At 60.4% G+C, this 26,863-nt stretch carries 24 protein-coding genes; 9 read left to right on the top strand and 15 right to left on the bottom strand.

Going from position 1 to position 26,863, the window contains the following annotated elements; translation table 11 throughout:
• Window positions 1-46: 46 nt before the first annotated feature.
• On the bottom strand, window positions 47-1,057 hold the full coding sequence (gene rhaS / locus EXN68_RS13385) for a rhamnose ABC transporter substrate-binding protein (RefSeq protein WP_142841401.1): 1,011 nt from the start codon (window positions 1,055-1,057) through the stop codon (window positions 47-49).
• Window positions 1,058-1,104: 47 nt separating this feature from the next.
• Window positions 1,105-1,935, bottom strand: coding sequence for a DeoR/GlpR family DNA-binding transcription regulator (locus EXN68_RS13380; protein WP_065118076.1), 831 nt, complete (start codon window positions 1,933-1,935; stop codon window positions 1,105-1,107).
• A gap of 200 nt (window positions 1,936-2,135) precedes the next feature.
• Here EXN68_RS13380 and EXN68_RS13375 point away from each other — a divergent pair, with 200 nt between their 5' ends.
• A complete protein-coding gene (locus tag EXN68_RS13375) occupies window positions 2,136-4,232 on the top strand; it encodes a bifunctional rhamnulose-1-phosphate aldolase/short-chain dehydrogenase (protein WP_142841400.1) in 2,097 nt (698 codons plus the stop codon).
• 189 nt (window positions 4,233-4,421) lie between these two features.
• Entirely contained in the window at window positions 4,422-5,714 is a 1,293-nt protein-coding gene (gene rhaI, locus EXN68_RS13370) for an L-rhamnose catabolism isomerase (RefSeq protein ID WP_142841399.1), read from the top strand.
• Between the two features lie 204 nt (window positions 5,715-5,918).
• Here rhaI and panB read toward each other — a convergent pair whose 3' ends face one another.
• The 8 genes from panB to EXN68_RS13330 all read right to left on the bottom strand — a co-directional run bounded on the left by panB (window position 5,919) and on the right by EXN68_RS13330 (window position 14,804).
• Window positions 5,919-6,758 carry a 3-methyl-2-oxobutanoate hydroxymethyltransferase gene (gene panB / locus EXN68_RS13365; protein WP_142841398.1) on the bottom strand — a complete coding sequence of 280 codons (840 nt, stop codon included), beginning with the start codon at window positions 6,756-6,758 and terminating at the stop codon, window positions 5,919-5,921.
• Window positions 6,755-7,633 carry a pantoate--beta-alanine ligase gene (gene panC, locus EXN68_RS13360; RefSeq protein ID WP_142841397.1) on the bottom strand — a complete coding sequence of 293 codons (879 nt, stop codon included), beginning with the start codon at window positions 7,631-7,633 and terminating at the stop codon, window positions 6,755-6,757. The genes panB and panC overlap by 4 nt, the downstream gene beginning before the upstream one ends.
• Window positions 7,634-7,774: 141 nt before the next feature.
• Window positions 7,775-8,551 carry an enoyl-CoA hydratase-related protein gene (locus tag EXN68_RS13355; RefSeq protein WP_142841396.1) on the bottom strand — a complete coding sequence of 259 codons (777 nt, stop codon included), beginning with the start codon at window positions 8,549-8,551 and terminating at the stop codon, window positions 7,775-7,777.
• Window positions 8,541-9,467, bottom strand: coding sequence for a hydroxymethylglutaryl-CoA lyase (locus tag EXN68_RS13350; protein ID WP_142841395.1), 927 nt, complete (start codon window positions 9,465-9,467; stop codon window positions 8,541-8,543). Before EXN68_RS13350 ends, EXN68_RS13355 begins: the two co-directional genes overlap by 11 nt.
• Window position 9,468: 1 nt before the next feature.
• The gene (locus EXN68_RS13345; RefSeq protein ID WP_142841394.1) at window positions 9,469-11,466 is read right to left on the bottom strand and encodes an acetyl/propionyl/methylcrotonyl-CoA carboxylase subunit alpha; all 1,998 of its coding nucleotides are present in this window, start codon (window positions 11,464-11,466) and stop codon (window positions 9,469-9,471) included.
• 7 nt (window positions 11,467-11,473) lie between these two features.
• Entirely contained in the window at window positions 11,474-13,075 is a 1,602-nt protein-coding gene (locus EXN68_RS13340) for a carboxyl transferase domain-containing protein (protein WP_142841392.1), read from the bottom strand.
• 7 nt (window positions 13,076-13,082) lie between these two features.
• Window positions 13,083-14,255, bottom strand: a complete 1,173-nt coding sequence (locus EXN68_RS13335; RefSeq protein WP_142841390.1) for an isovaleryl-CoA dehydrogenase — start codon at window positions 14,253-14,255, stop codon at window positions 13,083-13,085.
• A 75-nt stretch (window positions 14,256-14,330) separates the two neighbouring features.
• Window positions 14,331-14,804: an Lrp/AsnC family transcriptional regulator gene (locus EXN68_RS13330; protein WP_142841388.1), complete on the bottom strand. Its 474-nt coding sequence runs from the start codon at window positions 14,802-14,804 to the stop codon at window positions 14,331-14,333.
• A 183-nt stretch (window positions 14,805-14,987) separates the two neighbouring features.
• Between EXN68_RS13330 and EXN68_RS13325 the strand changes: the two genes are divergently transcribed.
• The 6 genes from EXN68_RS13325 (at window position 14,988) to gpmI (ending at window position 22,709) form a co-directional block, all read left to right on the top strand.
• Window positions 14,988-16,151, top strand: coding sequence for an acetyl-CoA C-acyltransferase (locus EXN68_RS13325; protein WP_142841386.1), 1,164 nt, complete (start codon window positions 14,988-14,990; stop codon window positions 16,149-16,151).
• 12 nt (window positions 16,152-16,163) lie between these two features.
• The gene (locus tag EXN68_RS13320) at window positions 16,164-17,291 is read left to right on the top strand and encodes an acyl-CoA dehydrogenase family protein (RefSeq protein WP_142841384.1); all 1,128 of its coding nucleotides are present in this window, start codon (window positions 16,164-16,166) and stop codon (window positions 17,289-17,291) included.
• A 176-nt stretch (window positions 17,292-17,467) separates the two neighbouring features.
• The gene (locus EXN68_RS13315) at window positions 17,468-18,706 is read left to right on the top strand and encodes a 3-methyl-2-oxobutanoate dehydrogenase (2-methylpropanoyl-transferring) subunit alpha (RefSeq protein WP_142841382.1); all 1,239 of its coding nucleotides are present in this window, start codon (window positions 17,468-17,470) and stop codon (window positions 18,704-18,706) included.
• Window positions 18,707-18,709: 3 nt separating this feature from the next.
• Window positions 18,710-19,723 carry an alpha-ketoacid dehydrogenase subunit beta gene (locus tag EXN68_RS13310; RefSeq protein WP_142841380.1) on the top strand — a complete coding sequence of 338 codons (1,014 nt, stop codon included), beginning with the start codon at window positions 18,710-18,712 and terminating at the stop codon, window positions 19,721-19,723.
• A 2-nt stretch (window positions 19,724-19,725) separates the two neighbouring features.
• Window positions 19,726-20,982, top strand: a complete 1,257-nt coding sequence (locus EXN68_RS13305) for a dihydrolipoamide acetyltransferase family protein (RefSeq protein ID WP_142841378.1) — start codon at window positions 19,726-19,728, stop codon at window positions 20,980-20,982.
• A gap of 209 nt (window positions 20,983-21,191) precedes the next feature.
• Window positions 21,192-22,709, top strand: a complete 1,518-nt coding sequence (gpmI, locus tag EXN68_RS13295; RefSeq protein ID WP_142841374.1) for a 2,3-bisphosphoglycerate-independent phosphoglycerate mutase — start codon at window positions 21,192-21,194, stop codon at window positions 22,707-22,709.
• Between the two features lie 78 nt (window positions 22,710-22,787).
• Here gpmI and EXN68_RS13290 read toward each other — a convergent pair whose 3' ends face one another.
• From EXN68_RS13290 to blh, 4 genes are read right to left on the bottom strand one after another with little or no spacing between them, the layout of a single operon-like run.
• Complete coding sequence (locus EXN68_RS13290; protein ID WP_142841372.1) at window positions 22,788-23,225, bottom strand: YeeE/YedE family protein; 438 nt, start codon at window positions 23,223-23,225, stop codon at window positions 22,788-22,790.
• Window positions 23,222-23,629, bottom strand: coding sequence for a YeeE/YedE family protein (locus tag EXN68_RS13285; RefSeq protein WP_142841370.1), 408 nt, complete (start codon window positions 23,627-23,629; stop codon window positions 23,222-23,224). Before EXN68_RS13285 ends, EXN68_RS13290 begins: the two co-directional genes overlap by 4 nt.
• Window positions 23,626-23,979, bottom strand: coding sequence for a sulfite-sensing transcriptional repressor BigR (gene bigR / locus EXN68_RS13280; protein ID WP_142841368.1), 354 nt, complete (start codon window positions 23,977-23,979; stop codon window positions 23,626-23,628). Before bigR ends, EXN68_RS13285 begins: the two co-directional genes overlap by 4 nt.
• A complete protein-coding gene (blh, locus tag EXN68_RS13275) occupies window positions 23,973-25,268 on the bottom strand; it encodes a bifunctional sulfur transferase/dioxygenase Blh (protein WP_142841366.1) in 1,296 nt (431 codons plus the stop codon). Before blh ends, bigR begins: the two co-directional genes overlap by 7 nt.
• A 199-nt stretch (window positions 25,269-25,467) precedes the next feature.
• On the opposite strand from blh, the gene EXN68_RS13270 reads away from it, so the two are divergent.
• On the top strand, window positions 25,468-26,199 hold the full coding sequence (locus EXN68_RS13270; RefSeq protein WP_142841364.1) for a FadR/GntR family transcriptional regulator: 732 nt from the start codon (window positions 25,468-25,470) through the stop codon (window positions 26,197-26,199).
• Window positions 26,200-26,225: 26 nt separating this feature from the next.
• On the opposite strand, the gene EXN68_RS13265 is transcribed toward EXN68_RS13270, so the two are convergent.
• The gene (locus tag EXN68_RS13265) at window positions 26,226-26,861 is read right to left on the bottom strand and encodes a LysE family translocator (protein ID WP_142841361.1); all 636 of its coding nucleotides are present in this window, start codon (window positions 26,859-26,861) and stop codon (window positions 26,226-26,228) included.
• Between the last annotated feature and the right edge of the window lie 2 nt (window positions 26,862-26,863).

The raw sequence follows: 26,863 nt of genomic DNA, 5'->3' as shown, positions 1-26,863 counted from the left end.
CAGGACAGAGGGGGGTGCCCTCCACGCCCTGCCGTCACTTCTCAGATCAGAAAATCTTCGAAAACTGATCGATATTCTTCGCGTCATAGATGAACGGATCAGCCATCGCCGCTTCGCTGTTTTCGCCAACCTTGATCTTGCCCATGCGGCCGGCTTCGATTTCCGAGCCCGGCTTGCCATCGGCTTCGCCCTTCACAAGGCGATAGGCGATCTGGGTGGCGGAGTAACCGAGATCGATCGGGTTCCAGATGGCGAATTCTTTGGTGGCGCCGGACTTGATGGCGCCAGCCATTTCCGACGGCAGGCCAAGGCCGGTCACGAAGACCTGACCGATCTTGCCGGCATCCTTCACGGCCTGCGAGGCGGCGAGAACGCCAACGGTCGTCGGTGCTACGATGACCTTCACATTCGGCTGCGAGGAGAGCAGACCCTGCGCTTCGCGGTAGCTCTTGTCGGCAAGGTCGTCACCGTAAACGGTCGTGACGAGGTTGAGGCCGGGGAAATCCTTCAGCTGTTTCTTCATCTCATCGATCCAGATATTCTGGTTCGTGGAGGTGGTGGTGGCCGAAAGAATGGCGAAGTCGCCCTTGCCGTCTTCCAGATGCGATGCGGCGAGCTGCAGGCACATCTTGCCGATCAGCGCGTTGGAAGAGGGATTAAGCTGGAGAATGCGGCCCTCGGGCGCCACGCCGGAATCCCAGGAAATGACCTTGATGCCGCGCTGTGCCGCCTTTTTCAGCGCCGGAACAACGGCGTCGGGGTCGTTGGCGGAAATGGCGATGGCATCGACGCCCTGCGCGATCAGCGAATTGATGACTTCGATCTGGCCTTCCGCCGTGGTGCTGGTCGGTCCTGTATAGATGATCTGGACGCCGCCGAGATCCTTCGCTGCCTCTTCGGCGCCCTTGTTGGCGGCTTCGAAAAAGCCGTTGCCGAGTGACTTGACCACCAGTGCGATCTTGACGTCTGCCGCTTGGGCAACGCTGCCAAACCCCGCGACGGAGAGCGCCGCGCTGAGTGCCAGAACGCTGGTCAATGTTCTGCGTGTAAGTTTCATGTCCCTTTTCCTCCCGTTTTGAACCTTGCTTTTCCCTCCAGCGCTCCTCAAGCGACTGAAGAAGAATTCTCCTCATCCGGCGGACCGGCGGTTTTTCCCGCTGCCACCGCGCCGGCGATCAGCAATTCGACGCCGGCATCTTCCACCATCCTTGCCGCTTCGTCCGAAATCCCGTCATCGGTGATGATGGTCGTGACATTTTCGAGCGGGCATAAAATCAGGCTGGATCGTTTTCTGAATTTCGAGGAATCGACCATCACGATCAGTTCTTCCGCCTGCCGCATCAGCTTCTGTTCGCTCTGGATGACCAGCGCGTCGGACTCCATGATGCCAAGCGCACCCACGCCCTGCGCGCCGAGAAAAATCCGTCGCGCATAAAAATTGCGGATCGCATCATTCTCGAAAGGCGACAGGATAAGGCTCTGGTCGCGATAGATCGCGCCGCCCGGCACGCTGACACTGCATTTGGAATGCTTGACCAGATGCTCGGCAATCGCGAAGGAATTGGTCATCACCTGCAGGCGGCGTGCCGCCATGTAATGCACCATCTGGAACGTCGTGGTGCCGCCATTCAGGATGATCGCGTCGCCATCATTGCAGAGGTCGACCGCCTTGCGCGCAATTGCGCGTTTCTTGTCGATGTTGACCGATTCGGAAACACGGAAAGGGCGTGCGGCAAGATTGCCGAGCTGCGGCGGATGCACCGCTTCCGCTCCGCCGCGCACGCGCCGCAACTTGCCCTGAACGTGCAAAGACGCGATATCCCGGCGGATCGTCGCTTCCGACGCATCCGTGAGTTCAGCAATATCCTGCACCGTCACGACAGCTTTTTCCTGTGTGGCGCTCAAGATGATGCGATGGCGTTCGCGTTCGTGCATGGGGTCCTCCTGACCGTGATTATTCGCAATCTCTTTACGTTGTCAATCAAGAACGATCAAATTAATCAATATCGCGCTGCAACATGAAAATTTATGATCGTTTTTGATTGACATTGTGCTTTTGGATGCGCGATACCTGCCATCAAAGGAGGCGGGCCGATATCGGCTCCGCGAATGCAGACAGATATTGGGAGGAAGACATGACGGGAAAATCCCGCCTTCTCGAAAGCCGTTGGGACGACGCTTACGCCAGGACGCTCGATGAGCCCGGCAAGCTGCTTTATCGCTCCAATCTGCTGGGTGCGGACAAGCGCATCACCAATTACGGCGGCGGCAATACCTCCGCAAAGGTGTTGGAAGCCGATCCGCTGACCGGCGAGAAGGTCCGCGTCATGTGGGTCAAAGGCTCCGGCGGTGATGTCGGCACCATCAAGCTCGATGGTTTTGCGACGCTTTATCTCGACAAGCTGGAAGCGCTGAAGGGCATTTATAAGGGCGTCGAAGACGAGGACCGCATGGTGGGATTCCTGCCGCATTGCACCTTCAACCTTAACCCGCGTGCCGCCTCCATCGATACGCCGCTGCACGGTTTCGTGCCTTACGATCATGTCGACCACATGCATCCGGATGCGATCATCGCGATTGCCGCTTCGAAGAATTCAAAAGAATTGACGCAGCAGATCTTTGGCGATGACATCGGCTGGCTGCCATGGCGTCGTCCCGGTTTCCAGCTCGGTCTTGATCTCGAAGCCTTCGTCAAGGCCAATCCCAAGGCCAAGGGCGTTGTGCTGGAAAGCCACGGCCTGTTCACCTGGGATAACGACGCCAAGGCATGTTACGAACTGACGCTCGCCATCATCAACAAGGCGATCGAGTGGTTTGCGGGAAAGACCGAAGGCAAGGTGATCTTCGGCGGTGCCGTGGCCAAGAGCCTGCCGGTTGCCGAACGCCGCGCCATCGCCGCCCGGCTGATGCCGGAAATCCGTGGCCGCATTGGCCGCGAGGAGCGCAAGCTTGGCCATTTTGACGATCAGGATGCAGTTCTCGAATTCGTCAATTCCAGGGAATTGAAGCCACTCGGAAATCTCGGCACATCCTGCCCCGATCACTTCCTGCGCACCAAAATCCGCCCGCTGATCCTTGAGCTCGATACCGCGAACCCAGATGTGGATGCGCTGACGGCGGCTTTGGACAAAGCGCTTGAGGCTTACCGCGCCGACTACAGCCGTTATTACGAGGCTTGCCGCCACGACAATTCGCCCAAGATGCGCGATCCGAACCCGGTGATCTTCCTCATCCCCGGCGTCGGCATGTTGTCCTTCGCCAAGGACAAGGCCACCGCCCGCATCGCCGGTGAATTTTACGTCAACGCCATCAACGTCATGCGCGGCGCGTCCACCGTGTCGGAATATCAGGGCCTGCCCGAGCAGGAAGCCTTTGATATCGAATATTGGCTGCTGGAAGAAGCAAAGCTGCAGCGTATGCCGAAGCCGAAAAGCCTTGCCGGCCGCGTGGCCTTCGTCACCGGCGGCGCCGGCGGCATTGGCCGCGCAACGGCGGAACGGCTGGCGGGTGAGGGTGCCTGCGTGGTTCTGGCCGATATTGACGAGACGGCGCTGGAAGCCGCCAAAGGCGACTTCGTCAAGCGTTACAGCGCCGACGCGGTGCGTACCGTCAAGCTTGATGTGACGCAGGAAGACGCGGTCATTTCGGCCTTTGCGCAAGCGAGCGTGGAATTCGGCGGCGTGGATATTCTCGTTTCCAATGCCGGCATTGCCTCTTCCGCACCCGTGGAAGATACGACGCTTGCCATGTGGAACAAGAATATCGACATTCTCGCTACGGGCTATTTCCTTGTGTCCCGAGAAGCATTCCGGCTGCTGCGGCGTCAGAATCTCGGCGGCAACGTCGTGTTCGTCGCCTCCAAGAATGGCCTTGCCTCTTCACCCAATGCGTCGGCCTATTGCACTGCGAAGGCCGCGGAAATCCATCTGGCCCGTTGCCTTGCGCTTGAAGGGGCGGAAGCGGGCATTCGCGTCAACACAGTCAATCCCGATGCCGTGTTGCGCGGTTCGAAAATCTGGAATGGCGAGTGGCGTGAGCAGCGTGCTGCTTCATCCAAGATCGAGGTGACCGATCTGGAGGAACATTACCGCAAGCGCTCGATGCTGAAGCTCAACGTCTTCCCGGAAGACATCGCCGAGGCGATCTACTTCCTGGCGTCCGACGCTTCCGCCAAGTCCACCGGCAACATCATCAATGTTGATGCCGGTAACGCGCAGAGTTTCACGCGATAAGGCGTTTGGCGCGTTCTTATTTCCGTCATTCCGGCCTTGAGCCGGAATCCAGCCAGCCCAAGTCCTTGGGCTGAAGGAACTTATCCCGCCGCGCAGACGCGCGTCGACTGGATACCGGCTCAAGGCCGGTATGACGGAGATTAGGTCGATAAGCTGAGCATGCACTGGACCGATTCCCGGGAGGAAAAGATGACCGAGACGAAAATCGCCGCCGATGTGATCGCGGCTGAAAACGAAAAGCGCGCCGGCGCACAGAAAGACGACTATCAGGCGCTGGGCAACCAGCTTGCGCGCCGTAACATCGACATTGAGGCAGTCACGGCCAGGGTGGCGGAGTTTTTCGTCGCCGTGCCCTCCTGGGGCGTCGGCACCGGCGGCACGCGTTTTGCCCGTTTTCCGGGCACGGGGGAGCCGCGCGGCATTTTCGACAAGCTGGATGATTGCGCCGTCATCAACCAGCTAACGCGCGCTACACCAAACGTCTCCCTGCATATTCCGTGGGACAAGGAAGACCCGAAGCGGCTGAAGGCCCATGCCGACGCACTGGGTCTCGGCTTCGACGCGATGAATTCCAACACGTTTTCGGATGCGCCCGGCCAAAGCCATTCCTACAAATACGGCTCCCTCAGCCACACCGATGCCGCCACGCGCCGGCAGGCCGTGGAACACAACATTGAATGTATCGAGATCGGCAACGCCATCGGCTCCAAGGCGCTGACGGTGTGGGTGGGCGACGGCTCGAACTTCCCCGGCCAGAGCAATTTCACCAGAAGCTTCGAGCGCTATCTTGTCGGCATGGCCGATATCTACAAGGCGCTGCCGGATGACTGGCGCATTTTCTCCGAACACAAGATGTATGAGCCAGCCTTCTATTCCACCGTTGTGCAGGACTGGGGTACCAATTACCTCATCGCCAATACGCTCGGCGAAAAGGCCTTCTGCCTCGTCGATCTCGGCCACCATGCGCCGAACACCAATATCGAAATGATCGTCGCCCGGCTCATCCAGTTCGGCAAGCTCGGCGGTTTCCACTTCAACGACAGCAAATATGGCGACGACGATCTGGATGCCGGTTCAATAGAACCTTATCGCCTGTTCCTCGTGTTCAACGAGCTGGTGGATGCCGAACATCGCGGCGTGAAGGGTTTCCATCCCGCCCATATGATCGACCAGTCGCATAATGTGACGGATCCGATCGAAAGCCTGATCTCCAGCGCCAATGAAATCCGCCGCGCCTATGCGCAGGCACTGCTGGTGGATCGCGCGGCGCTGGATGGTTATCAGCAGGAAAATGATGCGTTGCTGGCTTCTGATACGCTGAAACGGGCTTATCGCACCGATGTAGAGCCCATCCTCGCGCAGGCCCGGCAATTGGCTGGTGGTGCAATCGACCCCATCGCGACATATCGGGCGAGCGGTTATCGCAAGCGGGTGGCGGCGGAACGGCCGGCTTCGGTTGGTGGCAGCGGTGGTATTGTGTAGTCGTTCGATTTGCTGGATGCGCAAAGACTGCGATCAGGCCGAGCAGGCGGTTAACAGCAAACAGCATTGCCTCACCTCTCCGCCGTCATCCTCGGGCTTGACCCGAGGATCCATGGTGCGTCAGGTTATGGATCCTCGGGTCAAGCCCGAGGATGACGTTGAGTTTTAGGGCAAGGCTTGCCATCGACATACTGGCTAAGCTTCTTACTCCCCCTTAACGGGTTGCTTGCGCACCTGAAACGTATGCTCAGGCCCCGGAAATGCCCCTGAGCGAACTTCGTCGGCATAAGCAGCCGTTGCTTCCGTAACCGCCGCAGCAAGATCAGCAAAACGTTTGACGAATTTCGGTTTGAAATCGGAAAACAGGCCAAGCATGTCGTCGGAGACGAGCACCTGTCCGTTGCAGGCCGGTGATGCGCCGATACCGATGGTGGGGACTGAGAGTTTCTCGGTCAGCTCGCGGGCAAGCGGCTCGACGGTGCCTTCCACGACGATGGCGAAGGCGCCCGCCTGATCGACCGCAATCGCATCACGCCAGATCTTCTGCGTTTCCGTATCTGAATGGCCGAGCGAGCGGAAGCCGCCCGCGGTGTGGACAAGCTGTGGCATCAGGCCGATATGGCCAAAGACAGGAATGCCACGGGCCACCAGAAAGGCGATTGTCTCGGCCATTTCTTCGCCGCCTTCCAGCTTCACGCCGTCGCAGCCGGTTTCCTGCATCAGTCGCACGGCGTTGCGGAAGGCCTGTTCCTTCGATTCCTGATAGGTGCCGAAGGGAAGATCGACGATGACGCAGGCTCGGTTGACGCCGCGCATGACGGCGCGACCGTGGGCGATCATCATGTCCAGCGTCACGCCAACCGTCGTGTCCATGCCGTAAAGCACCATGCCGAGGGAATCGCCGACCAGCAGCAGGTCGCAATGCGGATCGAGCAGGCGGGCAATCGGCGTCGTATAGGCGGTGAGGCAGACGATGCGCGCCTCGCCTTTCATCTGCCGGATGGAGGCTGTCGTCAGCCGCTTCAGTTTTCCGTGGGTGCTCATTGGGCAGCCTCTCTTTTTTCAGTTCTGTCGCGGCCGATGACGCGGTTGTCGAGGAGGCGCGTGCTGCCGAAGCGCACGAACAGCGCCACCAGCACGGGTCCCGCCTGCACGGAGGCAACCGGCGCCAGCGTATCGGGATCGCGCACCGCAATGACCTCCGGCGAAGCCAGTGGCTCAGAGGCGATAAATTTTTCTATCGCCGCTTCGAGGGCGGCCGGATCGTTGAGGCCTTGGTCATAAAGCCGGTTAGCCTCTTCAAGCGCGCGCGGCACGATCACGGCGGCAGCGCGTTGCTCGGGGGTCAGATAGACATTGCGTGAGGAGCAGGCGAGACCATCCGCTTCACGCACAGTCGCGACCGGCACGACCCGCACCGGCTGGGCAAGGTCTTCCACCATGCGGCGGATCAGCGTCACCTGCTGATAGTCCTTTTCGCCGAAATAGGCGGCATCCGGCTGGACGAGGTTAAAGAGCTTGGTCACGACGGTGGTGACGCCGGCAAAATGCCCCGGCCGCACCGCGCCTTCCAGCTGGCTGCCCAGTTCCGGCACATCCACGACGGTCGACATCGGGCGCGGATACATCTCCGTCACCTCTGGCGCGAAGAGAATATCGACGCCCGCCTCTTCCAGCAGCGCGCTGTCGCGGGCGAGGTCACGCGGGTAACGCGCCAGATCCTCATTCGCACCAAATTGCAGCGGGTTGACGAAGATGGAAACCACCGTCACGTCGTTTTCTGCCTTGGCTTGCGCAACGAGGGTGAGGTGGCCGATATGGAGAAAACCCATGGTCGGCACAAAGCCGACAGTCTTGCCCTCGCGGCGAAAGGCGGCAATCGCATCCCGCAATTCGGCGACGGTTTTTACAAGGCGCATGGGGTCTCCTCCGGCTGCCCGATCACCATCCGGCGAAAGGTGCTGGATAGAACGCGATTTGCTGAACGGGGTCAACGCGGCTGCGGGCATTATATCGATTAACGCCTCAAGAGGTGACGACTACAGTGAAAGTGCTGCGGTTCAGGATGTTCCCGCCCATATAGGCGGCCGCTTTTCCGCAAAAGCCTGCCGCCCATCGCGCGCCTCATCGCTGCCGCTGAGGGTGGCGATGGTACTTTCGGCAAAGGCCAGCCGCTGATCGGACGGCATGTCGCGCATCGCCAGCAAGGCTGCCTTTCCGGCTGCGATGGCGCCTGGCGCATTCTGTCGCAGCTTTGCAAGAACATCCTCGATCAAGCGATCGAGTTCAGCCGCAGGCGCGGTGCGATTGACGAGGCCTAGGCGTGTTGCCTCCGCAGCGCTGACCGGCTGGCCGAGATAGGCCATTTCCTGAAGCCCGCCCAAGGGCATTTTCGTCAGAAGCTTCGCCGCCACCATGGCCGGGAAAAGTCCGACCCGCACTTCCGGCAGACCAAATTCCGCATGATCGGCGGCAAAGGCAAGATCGCTGGCGGCAATGAGGCCTAGCCCGCCAGCCAGGACCCGGCCGTTGATGCGGGCAATGACGGGTTTTTCGCATCGCTCGATGGCGCGCATCACATCGGCAATGGGGTTTGTTCCATCGCGCGAAAGGAACATGCCACCGGCGCTTTCCTTGAGATCGGCTCCCGAACAGAAACTGCGATCTCCCGCTGCCGTTATCACCACGGCGCGCAGATTGCGGTCAACGGATGCAGCGCGGATGGCATCCGTGAGCGCATCGGTCATGGCGGCGTTGAGAGCGTTGTGCACCTCCGGCCGGTTGAGTGTCAGCCACAGAACATCCTTGCGTGTCTCACGTAACAACTCATCCGCCATGCAAGTCCCCCTCCTGTTTTGCGGCAAGCAGCGCTTTTCCGGCGCGTGCCGCATTTGGCCTGCCGAGATGCCGGCTGATCCAGTCACCGGTCTTCGCCACCGCCATCAGGTCGATGCCGGTTTTGATGCCAAGTCCCTGCAGCAAATAAACGACATCTTCGGTGGCGACATTGCCGCTCGCCCCCGGCGCAAAGGGGCAGCCACCCAGCCCGGCAATGGAACTGTCAAAAACGGCGATGCCTTCCTCAAGCGAGGCCAGTACATTGGCGACGCCCTGCCCATAGGTGTCATGGAAATGCATGGCGATTTTTTCACGCGGGATGCGGGTCGACACATGTTCGATGAGGTTGCGGATTTGGCCGGCCGTGCCGACGCCGATCGTATCGCCGAGCGAAATTTCGTAACACCCCATGGCGACAAGCGCATCGGCCATCGCCGCCACCTCATCGGGCGCAACCGCGCCGTCATAGGGGCAGCCGGCAATGCAGGAAACGTAACCGCGTATGCGGATATTCTGGCTGGTCGCTACCTGCGCGACATCGTGTAGTCGCTCAAGGCTTTCCGAACGCGAACAGCCAATATTGTGCTGGCTGAAGCCCTCGGATGCGGAGACGAAAACGGCGATTTCCGTCACGCCGGCTTCAATGGCCGCCTCGAAACCTTTCATATTGGGAACGAGCGCCGGATAGGCTGTGCCGTGCTGCTGTCTTAGACCCTGAAACACCGCCGTCGAACCCGCCATCTGCGGAACTCTCTTGGGTGAAACGAAAGCGCCAGCCTCGACCGCCGGCAGGCCTGCTGCTGCGAGCCGCTCGATCAGTTCGATCTTGATGGTGACGGGAACTTCGGTGCTTTCGTTCTGCAGGCCGTCACGCGCGCCCACCTCGACGATTTTGACGGTTTCAGGCCAGCTCATGTCACGCGCCCTCCGGCTCGAAATCCACCAGCACCGCACCGGCTGCCACCATATCGCCTTCGGCGCAGTTGATGGCGGCAACGATACCTCTCGCCGGGGCACGGATCGTGTGCTCCATTTTCATCGCCTCCATCACCACCAGTGCCTCGCCGGCTTCGACGAGCGCACCTTTCTGGCTGAGCAAAGCACGGATAACGCCCGGCATGGGCGCCTCCAGACCACCGGTGTGGGTGGTGGCGTCGGCTATATCGACGGGGTCCGGCTGGCTGATGCGATAATGCTCGCCGTCCAGAAAAAGCGTATGGCCGCGGTCTTCGGCGAAAAAATAGCCCTGCCTCTGCCTGCCATCGATGACCGCACGCAGCTTGCCATTCTCCGCGAGATTGCCGCCGATGCGGATCGTCCCGCCGTCAATCTCCATTGAAAACCCGTCCTCCTCATGGGTAACGGCAACTGTGCGCGGTTTATGGTCGAGAGTGAAATACAGGGTTTCCCGCGTCGGTGCATTCAGGCGGAAAGCGCTGGTGCTGCTCCATGGGCTATAGGGATCGGCCGATGACAGAGAACTCGTCTTGGCCATTTTCTGTCGGGAAAGAAGAAGGCCAAGCGCGGCTACAGCGATCTCGCTGCCGCCGACGGCTGCGGGGGTGAATAGTGCCGCCTCGTTGCGGGCGATGAAGCCGGTATCGAGATCGGCCGCCGCGAAACTCTCGAGCCTCGCAAGTCTCGCCAGAAAGGCGACATTGCTGGTGACGCCACAGATCGCCAGTTTTTCCAGCGCCAACCGCAGCCGCCGCACGGCGGTAGGGCGGTCTTGATCCCAGACGATCAGCTTGGCGATCATCGGATCGTAATGCACGGTGATGGCGTCGCCGGCGCGGATACCGCTGTCGGTCCGGAGATGTGGGCCCTCATCGGGAAAAATGAGATGGCTGACCGTGCCAATCGACGGCAGGAAATCATGCGCGGGGTCTTCGGCATAAATCCGCGCCTCGATGGCATGGCCGTTGATGCCAAGGTCGGCCCAGCCTTCCGGCAGGGGCTCGCCGTTCGCGACGCGGATTTGCCATTCGACCAGATCGAGACCGGTAATATATTCCGTCACCGGATGCTCGACCTGAAGCCTGGTGTTCATTTCCATGAAGTAGAAGTCGCCGGAGGGGTCGAGCAGAAACTCCACGGTTCCCGCACCGCGATAATCGATGGCGCGGGCGGCGGCGGTTGCCGCATCATACATGCGTTGCCGCAAGTCATCGGGCAGGCCGGGGGCGGGGGCTTCCTCTATCACCTTCTGGTGGCGGCGCTGGATCGAGCAGTCGCGTTCGAACAGCGAAACACATTTGCCGTGGCCGTCGGCAAAAACCTGCACTTCCACATGCCGTGGTCGTTCCAGGTATTTTTCGATCAGCATGCGGTCATTGCCGAAGGCGGCAAGCGCTTCGCGTTTCGCGCCGGCAAGCTCCGCGGCGAAGTCGCGCTTTTGCCTGACAACGCGCATGCCCTTGCCACCGCCGCCAGCCGAGGCCTTGAGCAGCACCGGATAGCCGATCTTGTCCGCCTCGCTCGCCAGCCGTTTTTCGGCCTGCTCATCGCCGTGATAACCCGGAACGACGGGAACACCCGCCTCCGTCATCAGTGCCTTCGCCTCGCTTTTTCCGCCCATGGCGCGGATTGCCTGCGGCGGCGGACCGATGAAAATGAGGCCGGCGGCGGCACAGGCTTCGGCGAACGCGGCATTTTCGGAGAGAAAGCCGTAACCCGGATGGATCGCCTCCGCGCCGGTTGTTTTTGCCGCCGCGATGATTTTTTCCGCATCGAGATAGGAGGCGCGCGCCGGTGCGGGGCCGATGCCGATGGCCTCATCGGCCAGCGCCACATGCATGGCGTTTCGGTCGGCATCCGAATAGACTGCCACTGTGCGGATGCCCATCTTGGCGGCGGTGCGGATGATGCGGCAGGCGATTTCGCCCCTGTTGGCGATCAGTATTTTCGAGAACATCGTCGCCTCACATCCTGAATATGCCGAAACGGGTGGGTTCTATCGGTGCGTTAAGCGCGGCCGACAGTCCGAGGCCAAGCACGAGGCGGGTATCCTTCGGATCGATGATGCCGTCGTCCCACAGCCTTGCACTGGCATAATAGGGATGGCCTTCCCGTTCGTATTTTTCCCGGATCGGCTGCTTGAACGCCTCTTCGCCTTCCTTCGACCAGTGGCGACCATCGGCCTCGATGCCGTCGCGGCGGATTTGCGCCAGAACGGACGCCGCCTGTTCGCCACCCATCACCGAAATGCGGGCATTCGGCCACATCCACAAAAAGCGTGGCGAATAGGCCCGGCCGCACATGCCATAATTACCAGCCCCGAAGGAGCCGCCGATGATGACGGTGAATTTCGGCACTTTGGCTGAAGCGACCGCAGTCACGAGCTTTGCGCCATCCTTGGCGATACCACCAGCCTCATAGGCCTTGCCGACCATGAAGCCGGTGATGTTTTGCAGGAAAACCAGCGGGATGCCGCGCTGGCAGCAGAGTTCGATGAAATGCGCGCCCTTCAGCGCCGATTCCGAAAACAGGATGCCGTTATTGGCGATGATGCCAACGGGATAGCCATGGATATGGGCGAAACCGCAGACGAGCGTCGTGCCATAAAGCGCCTTGAACTCGTCAAATTCGGAACCATCCACCAGTCGGGCAATGATCTCGCGCACCTCGAAGGGTTTTCGCGTGTCGGCGGGAACGATGCCGTAAAGCTCGTCGGGCGGGTAAAGTGGTTCTGCCGGTTCGCGGATATCCAGCTCCACCTGTTTGTGGCGGTTGAGGGTGGAGACGATCCGCCGGGTCAGCGCCAGCGCATGGCGGTCGTCGTGGGCATAATGATCGGTGACGCCGGATTGGCGGGAGTGCACATCCGCACCGCCCAGCTCCTCCGCGCTCACCACCTCGCCGGTTGCCGCTTTCACCAGCGGCGGGCCGCCGAGAAAGATCGTGCCCTGATTTTTGACGATGACGGACTGGTCGCTCATGGCAGGCACATAGGCCCCGCCCGCCGTGCAACTGCCCATCACCACGGCGATCTGGGCGATACCCTGCGCCGACATAGTGGCCTGATTGTAGAAGATGCGGCCGAAATGATCGCGGTCGGGAAACACCTCGTCCTGATTGGGCAGGTTCGCGCCGCCGGAATCCACGAGGTAAATGCAGGGCAGGCGGTTCTCAGTGGCAATTTCCTGCGCGCGCAGATGTTTCTTCACTGTCAGCGGATAATAGGTGCCGCCCTTCACCGTCGCGTCATTGGCGACGATCACACATTCGCGGCCCGAGACCCGGCCAATGCCGGTGACGATGCCGGCGGCGGGAACGGGTTCCTCATAGACCTCGTAAGCTGCAAATTGCGACAATTCCAGAAACGTGCTGCCGGGATCGAGAAGGGCCTCGATGCGGTCGCGCGCCAGCAATTTGCCGCGGGAAAGATGCCGTTCGCGGGCCTTTTCGCCGCCGCCTCTGGAGATTTTTTCGACGTGTCGGCGCAGGTCATCGACCAGGCCCGACATGAAATCGACATTGGCAGCAAAGGTGGGGTCGCGGTTCAGGCTGGATGTAAGCTTCATCGCGTTCTCACCCGTTACCCTTGACCAGTTCGCGGCCGATCAGCATCCGCCGGATTTCGCTGGTACCGGCACCGATTTCGTAAAGCTTGGCGTCACGCAGCAGCCGTCCGGCCGGGCTTTCATTGACATAGCCGGAACCGCCGAGAAGCTGGATGGCATCCAGCGCCACCTGTGTCGCCCGCTCGGCGGCAAAGAGGATTGCGCCAGCGGCGTCCTGCCTCGTGATGCGGCCATTGTCGCAGGCCCGGGCCACCGCATAGACATAGGCGCGGGATGCATTCATGGACGAGTAGATATCGGCGAGCTTTCCCTGCACCAGCTGGAATTCGCCGATAGCCTTGCCGAATTGCTTGCGCTCGCGGGCATAGGGCAGCACCAGATCGATGGCCGCCTGCATGATACCAACAGGGCCGGCGGCGAGCACGGCGCGCTCGTAATCCAGCCCGCTCATCAGCACCGTCACGCCGTCATTCAGACGCCCTAGGATGTTGTCCTCCGGCACCTCGCAATCCTCGAACACCAGTTCTGATGTGGGTGAGCCGCGCATGCCGAGCTTGTCGAGTTTCTGGGCCGGGCGAAATCCCTTGAAGCCTTTTTCGATCAGGAAGGCCGTGATGCCGCGCGGGCCGGCGGACATATCCGTCTTGGCGTAAACCACCAGCGTATCGGCCTCGTGACCATTGGTGATCCACATCTTCGCGCCGTTCAGCACATAGCGGTCGCCCCTGCGCTCCGCCTTCAGCCGCATCGACACGACATCCGAACCGGCTTCCGTCTCGCTCATGGCGAGTGAACCGACATGTTCACCGGAGACGAGTTTCGGCAGATATCTATGCTTCTGCTCTTGCGTTCCCCAGCGGTGAATCTGGTTGATGCAGAGGTTGGAATGAGCGCCGTAGGAAAGCCCGATGGAAGCCGAAGCCCGGCTTATCTCCTCCATCGCCACGCAATGGGCAAGATAACCCATGTCGGCACCGCCGAACTCTTCCGAAACGGTGATTCCGTGCAGGCCGAGCTCACCCATCTCCGGCCAGAGCTTGCGTGGAAAACGATCGTCCCTGTCGATCTCTGCCGCCAGCGGGGCGATTTTATCATCTGCGAATGCACTTGCGCTGTCGCGCAATGCTGCGATTTCCGAGCCGAGATCGGCATCGAAAATGGCGGCGAGGTTCAAACTCATCGCGTCTCCTCCTCCGGACGGCAGGCCGTCCCTCTTTTCAGCAGTCGGCGCCTCCTCCGCGCCGGCAGCCCTTATTTACAGCGTTTCACCCCCGGTGAAGGCGGCGGAACGGCGCACGAATGTCTTGATGGCGAAATTGGACTGGATGCGCGACACGCCGGGAACCGTTGTCAGGAAATCCAGTAGCTCCTGATAATGCGGCAAATCCCGCACCATGGCGTGGATCAGGTAATCGGAACTGCCGCTGGTCTGATAACCGCCCACGACTTCGGGGATAGAAGCGACATGGTGTTCGAAGGTCGTCAGCGCTTCCTTGATCTGCCGTTCCAGCGTGACGGAGATGAAGACGCCCATATTGCCGAGCAGCCGGTTCTCATCGAACACGGCGGTATAGCCACGAATGATGCCTTCCTCTTCCAGCTTGCGTACACGGCGCAGCGTTGGCGTGAAGGAAAGACCGATGCGGGCCGCCAGATCGCGCCAGCTCACCCGCCCGTCATCGCCGAGCACATGCAGAATCTTGCGGTCGAAACTGTCGAGCTCAATCATGGATCATTTGCTCTATGATATGACTAATTGTTGGATCAAAGATATCGTCAATCAAAAAACTGTCAATCAAAATAGCTTTGAAATGAATTCGAGTTGGTGATAGCGTTCATGTCATTCGAGGTCTGGAGGAGATCGCGATGACGGTCGTTTTCTCAAGCGAGAGAATGCCCAAGGGAGGTGAATTTGGCTGTGCATGACCCTGTCGTGATCGTCGGGGCCGCCCGTACTGCTATGGGTGGGTTCCAGGGCGAATTCAAATCGGTGGCTGCGCCCGATCTTGGGGCCGCGGCGATCCGTGCGGCCGTCGAACGGGCCGCTGTTCCGGTTTCTGATATTGATGATGTGCTGATGGGCTGTGTGCTCACGGCCGGGCAGGGGCAGGCGCCCGCCAGACAGGCAGCCATTGCCGCCGACATTCCCAATTCGATTGGCGCAACGACCATCAACAAGATGTGTGGTTCGGGCATGAAGGCGATCATGCTGGGCCATGACCAGATCGCGGCGGGAAGCTCTTCCATCGTGCTTGCGGGCGGCATGGAAAGCATGAGCAATGCGCCCTATCTGCTGGATCGCGCCCGAAATGGCTATCGTCTCGGTCATGGCAAGGTCATCGACCATATGTTTCTCGACGGTCTCGAGGATGCTTATGACAAGGGCCGGCTGATGGGCACTTTCGCGGAAGATTGCGCTGAAACCTATCAATTTACCCGCGCCATGCAGGATGACTATGCGCTTGCCTCGCTGGAGCGGGCGCGTCGCGCCATAGCGGAGGGAGCCTTTGAAGCGGAAATTGCGCCTGTCGGCGATGTTGCCGTGGACGAGCAGCCGGGCAAGGCAAGGGCGGAGAAAATCCCGCAGCTGAAGCCCGCCTTTCGCGATGGCGGAACGGTGACGGCGGCCAATTCCAGTTCTATCTCCGATGGTGCGGCCGCTCTCGTTCTCATGCGTCGCTCCGAAGCGGAAAGGCGGGGTCTTTCACCACTGGCGACCATCATCGGTCAGGCCTCCCATGCGGATGCCCCTGCCGGATATCCAACGGCTCCCATCGGCGCGATGAAAAAGCTGTTCGATAAAACCGGCTGGACGGCGAGGGATGTCGATCTCTTCGAAATCAACGAGGCCTTTGCCGTGGTGGCGATGGCGGCAATGCGCGATCTCGATCTGCCGCATGACAAGGTGAATGTGCATGGCGGGGCGTGTGCGCTCGGTCATCCGATCGGCGCTTCCGGCGCGAGGATCGTCGTCACCCTGCTGGCGGCCCTGCAGCGTCACGGGCTGAAGCGCGGCGTGGCCGCAGTCTGTATCGGCGGCGGTGAAGCAACCGCGCTCGGCATCGAGCGGCATTAAGGGGAGGCGGCGATGATCCTGAACGAAGCCCAGCAGCAGATCAGTGACATGGCCCGCGATTTCGCCCGCGAGCGGCTGGCCCCAGGGGCTGCTTCGCGTGATCGGGAAAGCCGGTTCCCGAAAGACGAACTGAAGGAAATGGGAGACCTCGGTTTCCTCGGCATGCTGGTTTCGGAGGATTATGGCGGGTCGGAAACCGGGGCCGTCGCTTATGCCCTGGCGCTGGAGGAAATTGCTGCCGGTGACGGGGCCTGTTCCACCATCATGAGCGTCCATAATTCGGTTGGCTGCGTGCCGATCCTGAAATTCGGCACGGAAGACCAGAAACAGCGTTTCCTGCCGAAACTCGCTTCCGGCGAATGGATCGGCGGTTTTGCGCTGACCGAACCGCAGGCCGGTTCAGATGCTTCCAACCTGAAGACCCGCGCCCGGCGGGATGGCGACCGCTATATTCTTGATGGTGCAAAACAGTTCATAACGTCAGGCAAGAATGGTGATGTCGTCATCGTCTTCGCCGTCACCGATGCGGCGGCGGGCAAGAAGGGCATCACCGCCTTCATCGTGCCGACGGATACGCCGGGTTACGAGGTGATAAGGGTCGAAGAAAAGCTCGGCCTGCATTCGTCCGATACCTGCCAGATCGCCTTCACCGAGATGGCGGTCCCCGTCGAATTGCGGCTGGGCGAAGAGGGGCAGGGTTATCGCATCGCGCTTGCCAATCTGGAGGGTGGCCGCATCGGCATCGCCGCTCAGGCTGTCGGCATGGCGCAGGCGGCCTTCGAGGCGGCGCGGGATTATGCCCGCGAGCGCAAGGCCTTCGGGCAGGCAATCGTGGAGCACCAGGCGGTCGCGTTCCGGCTGGCGGATATGGCAACGCGGATTACGGCGGCGCGGCAGCTGGTGCTGCATGCCGCAGCGCTGAAGGAGGCGGGAGAGCCCTGTCTTTCGGAGGCCTCGATGGCCAAGCTCTTCGCCTCCGAAATGGCCGAACGCGTCTGCTCGGACGCCATCCAGATCCACGGCGGTTACGGCTACATGGCGGATTATCCGGTGGAGCGGATTTATCGCGATGTGCGCATTTGCCAGATTTACGAGGGGACAAGCGATGTCCAGCGCATGGTGATCGCACGGAATTTGTGAGGCTGATGATTGGAAAGGAAAACCTCCGTCATACCGGCCTTGAGCCGGTATCCAGCCAGCCCAAGTCCTTGGGCTGAAAAGAGTCCTTCCCGCCGCGCAGACGCGCGTCGGCTGGATTCCGGCTCAAGGCCGGAATGACGGAATTATGGGGCGCGCTAGCCCGCCGGAGGAGTAGAATGGATATATCAGAAACGCCACATCTCAGCCTGCATGTTCCAGAGCCTGCGGTGCGGCCCGGCGGGGAGCCGGATTTCTCCAATGTGAAGATACCCAAGGCGGGCTCCGTGCCGCGTCCGGATGTGGAGGCTGCGCCGGAAAGCATGCGCGATCTCGCTTATTCGATCATCCGCGTCCTCAATCATCAGGGTGAAGCCGTCGGGCCGTGGGCCGGGCTGCTTTCGGACGAGGAATTGCTGGTCGGTCTCAAAAACATGATGCGGCTTCGGGCTTTCGATGCGCGCATGCTGATGGCGCAGCGACAGGGCAAGACTTCCTTTTACATGCAGCATCTGGGGGAGGAGGCAGTCAGTTGCGCCTTCCGCAAGGCGCTTTCCAAAGGCGACATGAATTTCCCGACCTACCGGCAGGCCGGGCTGCTGATCGCCGATGACTATCCGCTCGTCACCATGATGAACCAGATTTATTCCAACGAGCTCGACCCGCTGCACGGGCGGCAATTGCCGGTGCTCTATTCCTCGAAGGAGCACGGTTTCTTCACCGTCTCCGGCAACCTCGCCACACAATATGTGCAGGCGGTTGGCTGGGCGATGGCCTCGGCCATCAAGGGCGATACGAAGATCGCGGCCGCCTGGATTGGCGACGGTTCGACGGCGGAGTCGGATTTCCACTCCGCGCTGGTCTTCGCCTCCACCTACAAGGCCCCGGTCATCCTTAACATCGTCAACAATCAATGGGCCATTTCCACCTTTCAGGGCATTGCGCGCGGAGGGTCCGGCACATTTGCGGCGCGCGGGCTGGGCTTCGGCATTCCAGCACTTCGGGTCGATGGCAATGACTATCTCGCGGTTTATGCCGTGGCGCGCTGGGCCGTGGAGCGGGCGCGCCGCAATCTCGGCCCGACGCTGATCGAATATGTCACCTATCGTGTCGGCGCCCATTCCACCTCGGATGATCCTAGTGCTTACCGGCCAAAGACCGAATCCGAAGCCTGGCCGCTCGGCGATCCGGTTCTGCGATTGAAGAAACATCTCACCCTGCGCGGCGTCTGGTCGGATGAACGGCACCGGCAGGCAGAGGCGGAAATCGCCGACGAAGTGCTTGAAGCGCAACGCGAGGCGGAAAGCCACGGCACGCTGCATGAAGGCAAAAAACCGCCGAAAAAGGATATTTTCGAAGGCGTTTACGAGGAGATGCCGCCGCATCTCGCCCGCCAGCGCCAGAAGGCAGGATGGTAAGACATGGCAAGAATGACGATGATTGAAGCCGTTCGCAGCGCCATGGATGTGTCCATGAAGCGCAGCGACGATGTCGTGGTGTTCGGCGAAGACGTGGGTTATTTCGGCGGCGTCTTCCGCGCCACGCAGGGGCTGCAGGGGAAATACGGCAAGACCCGCTGTTTCGATGCGCCGATCAGCGAATCCGGCATTGTCGGCACCGCCATCGGCATGGCCGCTTACGGGTTGCGACCCTGTGTCGAAATCCAGTTCGCCGATTACATGTATCCCGCCTATGACCAGATCACCCAGGAAGCGGCGCGCATTCGTTATCGCTCCAATGGCGATTTCACCTGCCCGATCGTGCTCAGAATGCCCACTGGCGGCGGTATTTTCGGCGGGCAGACGCATAGCCAGAGCCCGGAAGCGCTTTTCACCCATGTCTGCGGGCTGAAGGTGGTTGTTCCCTCCAACCCTTATGATGCCAAGGGGCTGTTGATTGCCTCGATCGAAGACCCCGACCCCGTGATGTTTCTGGAGCCGAAGCGGCTCTATAACGGTCCCTTCGACGGGCACCACGACCGGCCGGTCACCCCGTGGTCCAAACACGATATGGGCGAGGTGCCGGAAGGGCACTACACCATCCCCATCGGCAAGGCCGAAATCCGCCGCCCCGGAAACGCTGTCACCGTCATCGCTTATGGCACCATGGTGCATGTGGCGCTGGCGGCAGCGGAAGAAACCGGTGTGGATGCCGAGATCATCGATCTGCGCAGCCTGCTACCGCTTGATCTCGATAGTATCGTCAAATCCGTTTCCAAGACCGGCCGCTGTGTCATGGTGCATGAGGCGACGTTGACCTCCGGCTTCGGGGCCGAAGTGGTGTCGCTGGTGCAGGAACATTGTTTCTATCATCTGGAGGCCCCCGTCGTCCGTGTCGCCGGTTGGGATACGCCTTACCCGCATGCGCAGGAATGGGACTATTTTCCCGGACCCGCCCGCGTCGGACGCGCACTTGTCGAAGTCATGGAGGCCTGATTATGGCGGAATATACCATTACAATGCCCGATGTCGGCGAAGGCGTCGCTGAAGCCGAACTGGTAGAATGGAACGTCAAGCCGGGTGATCCGGTGCATGAGGACATGGTGCTGGCCGCCGTGATGACTGACAAGGCAACGGTCGAAATTCCGTCGCCGGTGGCGGGCATCGTCACCTGGCTGGCCGTGACGGTCGGAAATACCGTGCCGGTGAAGGCACCACTTGTCCGCATCGAAACCGATGTCTCTGCCGCCGCTCCCGAGGTCAACGCGCCGGAAGCCGAAGCGCCGGCGGATATGACGGAAGCGCCGCCACCCGTCGAAACCCAGCCGGCTGCGCGTCCCGCCGAGAATTCGCCGCTGCCGCCGCCTCCAGCCGAACCGCACCACAAACCGCTGGCGTCTCCCGCCGTTCGCCAGCGTGCCGACGATCTCGATATTGATCTCACAAAGGTCAAGGGAACCGGGCCGGACGGGCATATCACCCATGCCGATCTCGATGGGTTCTTAACCGTGCGGGAACGGCCGGAACGCCCCGAGCTGGCAGCGGCCTACGATAGCGCCGTCGAGGAAGTGAAGGTGACGGGGCTGCGGCGCAAGATTGCCGAGAAGATGGTGCTCTCCGCTTCGCGTATTCCGCACATTACCTATGTCGAGGAAATCGATGTGACGGAACTCGAAGATTTGCGTGCCACCATGAACGGTAATCGTCGTTCTGGACAGCCGAAACTGACGATCCTGCCGTTTCTGATGCGCGCTCTGGTGAAAGCTGTGGCCGATCATCCCGGCATGAATGCCACTTTCGACGATGAGAACGGTGTCGCCCGCCATTACGAAGCCGTCCATATCGGCATTGCCACGCAAACACCGTCCGGCCTCACCGTTCCGGTCGTGCGCCACACCGAAGCACTCGGCCTGTGGGCATGTGCAGACGAGGTCTCACGCGTTGCCGAAGCCGCCCGCACCGGCACGGCGCATCGGGAGGAACTGATGGGCTCCACCATCACCATAAGTTCGCTCGGAGCCCTGGGTGGTGTGGTCTCGACGCCCATCATCAACCATCCGGAGGTGGCGATCATCGGCGTCAACAAGATCATGACGCGTCCGGTCTGGGATGGCTCACGCTTCGTGCCGCGCAAGATGATGAACCTGTCGTCCAGCTTTGATCACCGGGTGGTCGATGGCTGGGATGCCGCCGTCTTCATCCAGGCCGTCAAGGCGCTCCTGGAAAAGCCGGCACTGATATTCATCGACGGTTGAGGTTTCATCCAAAAGCTTTTTTCCGTGAAGCACTCCGGCTTCACGGAACTGTTTCGGTGTCGGTATAGGCTTGCGTTCGTGATCTTCGGGTATAGAAGAGAAGAACGAGAAGCATGTTTTCTCATCATGATCATAGTGGCGGACGAGGGCGCTCCGGTGCCCGGCGATCCGCTGTCCGCCGGCAACCGAATGAAGAAGAAGGTCCTCCCATGCGCACTCCCAAACCCGTTGTCCTGACTATTCTCGATGGCTGGGGGCTGAGTGAGGATAAATCCAGCAACGCGCCAGTGCTGGCGAACACGCCGACCATGGACCGTCTTTTCGCCACCTGCCCGAATGCGACGCTGACTACCTTCGGCCCGAATGTCGGCCTGCCCACCGGCCAGATGGGTAATTCCGAAGTCGGCCACACCAATATCGGCGCCGGCCGCATCGTTGCGATGGATCTCGGCCAGATCGATCTGGCGATCGAGGATGGCAGCTTTTTCCGCAATGCGGCGATGCTTGATTTCGCCGCCACCGTAAAGGCAGCGGGCGGCGTGGCGCATCTGATGTGCGTCGTTTCCGATGGCGGCGTCCATGGCCATATTCTCCACGGTCAGGCGGCGGTGAAGCTCATGATCAGCCATGGTCTGAAAGTCGTCGTGCATGCCATCACCGATGGCCGCGATGTCGCGCCGCAATCGGCGGAAGATTTTGTTGCGGCGCTGGTGGCGAGCCTGCCGCAAGGCGCCAGCATCGGCACTGTGATCGGCCGTTATTATGCGATGGATCGCGACAATCGCTGGGAGCGCGTTGAAAAGGCCTATGACGCCATGGTTCTCGGCAAGGGCGAACATGCGCCTGATGCGGTTAGCGCGGTCGCGCAGAGCTACAAGAACGATGTGACGGATGAATTCATTCTGCCGACTGTGATCAATGGTTATGAGGGTTTCAAGGCCGGCGATGGGTTGTTCTGCCTGAACTTCCGCGCTGACCGTGCCCGTGAAATCCTGCTTGCCATCGGTGCGGATGACTTTGATGGTTTCGCGCGTGAAAAGCCCGTGCTTTCGGCATTGCTTGGCATGGTGGAATATTCCACCCGGCACGCTGCTTTCATGACGACGGCCTATCCGAAGCGCGATATCGCCAATACGCTGGGTGCATGGGTGGCAAAACACGGGCTCACGCAGTTCCGTCTCGCCGAAACCGAAAAATACCCGCATGTCACCTTCTTCCTGAATGGCGGCAAGGAAGAGCCGGAGGTGGGCGAAGACCGCTTCATGCCGAAATCCCCCAAGGTTGCGACGTATGATCTGCAGCCGGAAATGAGCGCGCCGGAAGTGACGGAGAAATTCGTCGAGGCGATCGGCAAGGGCTATGATCTTATCGTCACAAATTACGCCAATCCGGACATGGTTGGTCATACCGGGGATCTGCAGGCCGCTATCAAGGCTTGCGAAGCCGTGGATCGCGGGCTTGCTGCTGTCGTTGCCGCTCTCGAGAAAGTCGGTGGCGCCATGCTGGTAATCGCTGACCACGGCAATTGTGAAACCATGGTCGACCCCGTGACCGGCGGCCCGCACACGGCGCATACCACCAATCCGGTGCCGGTGATCCTGTTTGGCGGCCCGCAGGGTGCAAAGCTGCATGACGGCATTCTCGCCGATGTTGCGCCCACCTTGCTGCAACTGATGAACGTGCAACTGCCCCCGGAAATGACGGGCAAGAGCCTGATCGACCTGTAATAAGGTCTTGGCGCGGGTGTTTTGTCACCCGCGCTGTCCATTCTTATCATGCCTGGGTATGAAGGTTGGCGGGTTGCTCTATGGCTCTTTCGCCAGGAGGCGATCATGCGCCAACATGCCTGCAATCATGGCGCAGACAAAAAGAATGACCGGCAGAAGCCCGAGAGCGAAAGCCGACAGTGCCGGGCCGGGGCAGAAACCGGCAAGCCCCCAGCCAATGCCGAAAATGGCTGAACCAAGGATGAGGGGCCGGTCGATGCGGGTTTTTGCCGGAAGGCTGAAGTCTTCGGCAAGAACCGGTCTGGCAATAAAACGGCTGAGCAGAACACCCGGCACGGCGACCGAGACTGCACCGCCAAGAACAAACATCAGGCTCGGGTCCCAATGGCCGCTCGCGACATCGAGAAAACCTGAAACGCGGGCCGGATCGACCATGCCGGAGAGCGACAGGCCGAAACCGAACAGGGCTCCTGCGATCAATGCCAGCGCAACACGCGCCATGGCTTGATTTTTCATGACAGGGCTCCCGTTATCGTTGCCGCGACAATGCCGGTGAGCAGGAAGGTTGCGGTTGCGGCGATGGAGCGCCGGGAAAACCGGGCCAGCCCCATGATGCCGTGGCCGGAGGTGCAGCCGGAGCCCATGCGCGTGCCGAAACCCACCAGCAGGCCGGCAATGATGATCAGCGGCCATGGGGCGATTATGGTTATCGTCGGAAGCCGTCCGAATGCGGCGGTGTAAAGATAGGGCCCGGCCAGCAGGCCAGCCACGAAGGCTAGATCGGCGAGCCGCCGCTCCCGGCCGAGCATCCTGCTCATGATACCGCTGATGCCGGCGATGCGGCCATTGAACAGAAACAGGAGGATGCTTGCAAGACCGAGAAGCATGCCGCCGAAAAGCGAGGGCCAATAGGGGCTCACGGGGCCGCCTCCGGCGCACAGAATATGGCGTAGAGAGCCTCGATAAGCTGGGCCGCTTTCGTCTCGCTCATCCGGTAGAAAATCTGCTTGGCTTCGCGCCGGGTTTCGACAACACCCGCTTCCCGCAGCACGCCGAGCTGCTGGGAAAGCGTGGGCTGGTGAATATCAAGCTTCGTCTCCAGTTCGCCGACTGAAAATTCTGCCTGCGCCAGAGTGCAGGCCAGCATCAGCCGGGCGGGATGGGCGAGTGTCTTTAAAAGCAGCGCAACTTCGACGGCGCGTTCTTCCATGGCGGGCAGGGGGATTTCGGCGATGCCCGGGGCCTGTTGCCAATTATTGTCTTTCACCATGTGCTGCCCTCCAGCCCATCGAGCGGGAATTTGAGGTAGCGTTTGCCGTTGGCCTCCGGCTCCGGCAGGCGGCCACCACGGATATTGACTTGCAGCGCGTGCAGAATGAGCTTTGGCATCGGCAAGGTGCGATCCCGAGCTTCGCGCAGACGGATGAAGCCTTCTTCCGTCATGCCGGCCAGATGCGGATTGCTGCGTTTCTGTTCTGCGACCGTGCTTTCCCATTTCGGTGCGCGGCCGCCGGGCTGGTAGTCATGGCCGGTGAAAAGCCGCGTTTCCTCTGGAAGGGCAAGAATGTCCTGAATGGAAGCCCAAAGCTCGCTGGCGCTGCCACCTGGAAAATCGGCGCGCGCGGTGCCGGAATCCGGCATGAAAACCGTATCATGCACAAAGGCGGCGTCGCCCACGACATAGGTGACGGAAGCCAGCGTGTGGCCGGGCGAAAACAGCACGAGGGCATCCAGTGAACCGATGTTGAACCTGTCACCCGCTTCAAACAGCCGGTCCCATTGCGAGCCATCGGTCTCCAGATCGGGCCAGTTATATTTCGCCTGCCAGAGTTTTTGCACACCGGTAACTTTTGCGCCGATGGCGGTCTGGGCGCCGGTTTTCTGTTTCAGGTAATAGGCGGCGGAAAAATGGTCGGCATGCGGATGGGTATCGAGTATCCATTCTACCGACAGGCCCTCGCTTTCGATATAGGCCAGAATGGCATCGGCATTCATCGTGCCCGTCGCGCCGGATTTTTCATCGAAATCAAAGACGGGGTCGATAATGGCGCAGCGTCCGGTCGCCGGGTCCGAAACGACATATTGCAGGCTAGATGTACGCGGATCGAAGAACGCCTTGACGTGCGGTGCCGCCAAAGCCCGCCGCTCCAGCCAGCGAACCGCGCCGGACAGGTCAAAACCATGCGTCCTGCCGAAAGCCTCGATTTCGCTTTGCTGCATACGCGCGTCAAGCGCTTCGCCGAGCACGTAGAGTGTCAACGCGCGGGTGCCGCCTTTGCAATGGGCAAAAACAGGGCCGTCGGCCGCGGCCATCGCCTGCTGGAAAGCGCGAATATCGGCCTCGGTCATGGTCGGTCCGGTCACCGGAATGAAGCTGTAAGTCAGACCTGCAGTACCGGCGGCGCTTTTTTCGCGCATGTTGCCCGGCTGGCCGGCGTCTTCGCCATCCGGTCGAGCGTTGATGATGCTTTTATACCCTTGAGAGGAGAGTGAAGGGAAATCGGCGATCTCCGGCTGGCCGCCTACGGTCAGACGCTCGTTGATCTTGACGGCGCTCATCAGCATCTCCTGTTGTTCCAAATTAATATATGTTATTGTATAATGTATATCGTCTTCCTACAAGAGTTGGAAATTTCTTTTCGAGCGACAGGATGGATGACCGCAAGGGTCAGTCAAGCCAATCGTCAAGGCGGCCGGCCCTTGCATTGTTGCGGGTGTTTGCTAACATGCCAGACAGGTTAAAAACAGGTGGGCTGGAATGGACGTTGAGAGCAGCACGAAGCAGGGGGTATCGCTCGCGGCGAAAATCAGTTCGGCACTGAGACGGGATTTGTCGGAGGGCGTGTTCCGCCCGGGTGACCGTCTTCCGAGCGAGAGCGCGCTCACGCGTGAATATTCCGTAAGCCGTACCGTCGTGCGCGAAGCCATCGCCATTCTGCGCGCCGATGGTCTCGTTGAAGCCCGCAAGGGCGCGGGCGTTTTTGCCGTGGAGACGAAACCAGCCAAGGAACTGCCTTTCAACGATCTGGCTATCGGGCGGATTTCCTCGGTGATCGAATTGCTGGAATTGCGCACGGTTTTCGAGGTTGAGTCCGCCGGCCTTGCGGCATCGCGTCGTTCCGCCGTGCAGGTGGAGGCGATTGTCGATGCGCACCGGCGGATTGGCGACTGCCTGGCCGCCGGGCTGCCGACACGGGATTCCGATTTCGAATTCCATCTGGCAATTGCGCAGGCAACGCAGAACCGGCGTTTTCCGGAGTTCCTTCAACTCATTCGTTCCGGCATCATTCCGCGTGGCGAATTGCAGGGCGCGGCACCCGGCGCACGTCCGAAGGATTATAATCTCCATCTGCAGGAGGAACACGCCAGGATCGTCGACGCCATCATAGAAAGCGATGCGGATGCCGCGCGCCAATATATGGCGGCGCATCTGCGTGGCAGTCTTGAACGTTACAAGGTACTTCTGCGCTCCCGTACGGCGGCGGAGTAAGACGGAAAGATAGCCGTCTCAATGGCTTAGGTGCTTTCCCGGCGATAAAGGGCCAGAGAGGCGGCAAGCGTCAGCAGCGCACCGCCGCAAATCCGGTCAAGCCACAGGGCGCCGGATTTGCGTAACATTCTGACGGCCTGTGCGCCCAGCAGGGCGTATCCGAACATCACGATGAAATCGATGGCGGCAAAGACCAGCGCAAGCACCGCATATTGTGGGATTTGCGGCGCCAAAGGGTTGATGAACTGCGGCAGGAAAGCAGAAAAGAACAGATAGCCCTTGGGGTTGGTCACCGCGACAAGAAAGCTCTTGAGAAAGACCGAACGTGCGGATGTCGCCCCGTTCCTATCTGTCGGTTGCAGCGCGCCGTCGAGCGTGCCTCTGGAGCGAAGCAGCATGAGACCGAGAAAGACGAGATAACAGACGCCCACCCATTTGACGACGCTGAACCAGAATTCCGAGGCAGCGAGCAGGGCTCCCAGCCCCAGCGCAACCGCACCGATCAGAACGAAATCGGAGAGAATTGCGCCGGCCATGCCGGTCAAAGCGCGCTGAATTCCGAATTTCGAGCCATTCGAAAGCGCCAGCAAAACAGTCGGACCGGGCGTCGCGATACCGATGAAAGCGACGAGGGCAAATGCCAGAAGCGTCATATCGGCCATTT

The sequence above is a fragment of the Martinezella rhizogenes genome (assembly GCF_007002745.1).
Lineage (GTDB): Bacteria > Pseudomonadota > Alphaproteobacteria > Rhizobiales > Rhizobiaceae > Agrobacterium > Agrobacterium cucumeris.
This window is presented reverse-complemented; position numbering and strand designations above follow the sequence as displayed.

What these genes read in the sequence shown, in the direction of transcription:
- EXN68_RS13290 (WP_142841372.1), bottom strand. Translation starts at nt 23,225, where the DNA reads ATGAAAAATCAAGCCATGGCGCGTGTTGCGCTGGCATTGATCGCAGGA.
- bigR (WP_142841368.1), bottom strand. Translation starts at nt 23,979, where the DNA reads ATGGTGAAAGACAATAATTGGCAACAGGCCCCGGGCATCGCCGAAATC.
- panB (WP_142841398.1), bottom strand. Translation starts at nt 6,758, where the DNA reads ATGAGCACCCACGGAAAACTGAAGCGGCTGACGACAGCCTCCATCCGG.
- EXN68_RS13340 (WP_142841392.1), bottom strand. Translation starts at nt 13,075, where the DNA reads ATGAAGCTTACATCCAGCCTGAACCGCGACCCCACCTTTGCTGCCAAT.
- rhaI (WP_142841399.1), top strand. Translation starts at nt 4,422, where the DNA reads ATGACCGAGACGAAAATCGCCGCCGATGTGATCGCGGCTGAAAACGAA.
- rhaS (WP_142841401.1), bottom strand. Translation starts at nt 1,057, where the DNA reads ATGAAACTTACACGCAGAACATTGACCAGCGTTCTGGCACTCAGCGCG.
- EXN68_RS13310 (WP_142841380.1), top strand. Translation starts at nt 18,710, where the DNA reads ATGGCAAGAATGACGATGATTGAAGCCGTTCGCAGCGCCATGGATGTG.
- EXN68_RS13345 (WP_142841394.1), bottom strand. Translation starts at nt 11,466, where the DNA reads ATGTTCTCGAAAATACTGATCGCCAACAGGGGCGAAATCGCCTGCCGC.
- EXN68_RS13330 (WP_142841388.1), bottom strand. Translation starts at nt 14,804, where the DNA reads ATGATTGAGCTCGACAGTTTCGACCGCAAGATTCTGCATGTGCTCGGC.
- panC (WP_142841397.1), bottom strand. Translation starts at nt 7,633, where the DNA reads ATGCGCCTTGTAAAAACCGTCGCCGAATTGCGGGATGCGATTGCCGCC.
- EXN68_RS13270 (WP_142841364.1), top strand. Translation starts at nt 25,468, where the DNA reads ATGGACGTTGAGAGCAGCACGAAGCAGGGGGTATCGCTCGCGGCGAAA.
- gpmI (WP_142841374.1), top strand. Translation starts at nt 21,192, where the DNA reads ATGCGCACTCCCAAACCCGTTGTCCTGACTATTCTCGATGGCTGGGGG.
- EXN68_RS13305 (WP_142841378.1), top strand. Translation starts at nt 19,726, where the DNA reads ATGGCGGAATATACCATTACAATGCCCGATGTCGGCGAAGGCGTCGCT.
- blh (WP_142841366.1), bottom strand. Translation starts at nt 25,268, where the DNA reads ATGAGCGCCGTCAAGATCAACGAGCGTCTGACCGTAGGCGGCCAGCCG.
- EXN68_RS13380 (WP_065118076.1), bottom strand. Translation starts at nt 1,935, where the DNA reads ATGCACGAACGCGAACGCCATCGCATCATCTTGAGCGCCACACAGGAA.
- EXN68_RS13315 (WP_142841382.1), top strand. Translation starts at nt 17,468, where the DNA reads ATGGATATATCAGAAACGCCACATCTCAGCCTGCATGTTCCAGAGCCT.
- EXN68_RS13355 (WP_142841396.1), bottom strand. Translation starts at nt 8,551, where the DNA reads ATGGCGGATGAGTTGTTACGTGAGACACGCAAGGATGTTCTGTGGCTG.
- EXN68_RS13350 (WP_142841395.1), bottom strand. Translation starts at nt 9,467, where the DNA reads ATGAGCTGGCCTGAAACCGTCAAAATCGTCGAGGTGGGCGCGCGTGAC.
- EXN68_RS13335 (WP_142841390.1), bottom strand. Translation starts at nt 14,255, where the DNA reads ATGAGTTTGAACCTCGCCGCCATTTTCGATGCCGATCTCGGCTCGGAA.
- EXN68_RS13265 (WP_142841361.1), bottom strand. Translation starts at nt 26,861, where the DNA reads ATGGCCGATATGACGCTTCTGGCATTTGCCCTCGTCGCTTTCATCGGT.
- EXN68_RS13320 (WP_142841384.1), top strand. Translation starts at nt 16,164, where the DNA reads ATGATCCTGAACGAAGCCCAGCAGCAGATCAGTGACATGGCCCGCGAT.
- EXN68_RS13375 (WP_142841400.1), top strand. Translation starts at nt 2,136, where the DNA reads ATGACGGGAAAATCCCGCCTTCTCGAAAGCCGTTGGGACGACGCTTAC.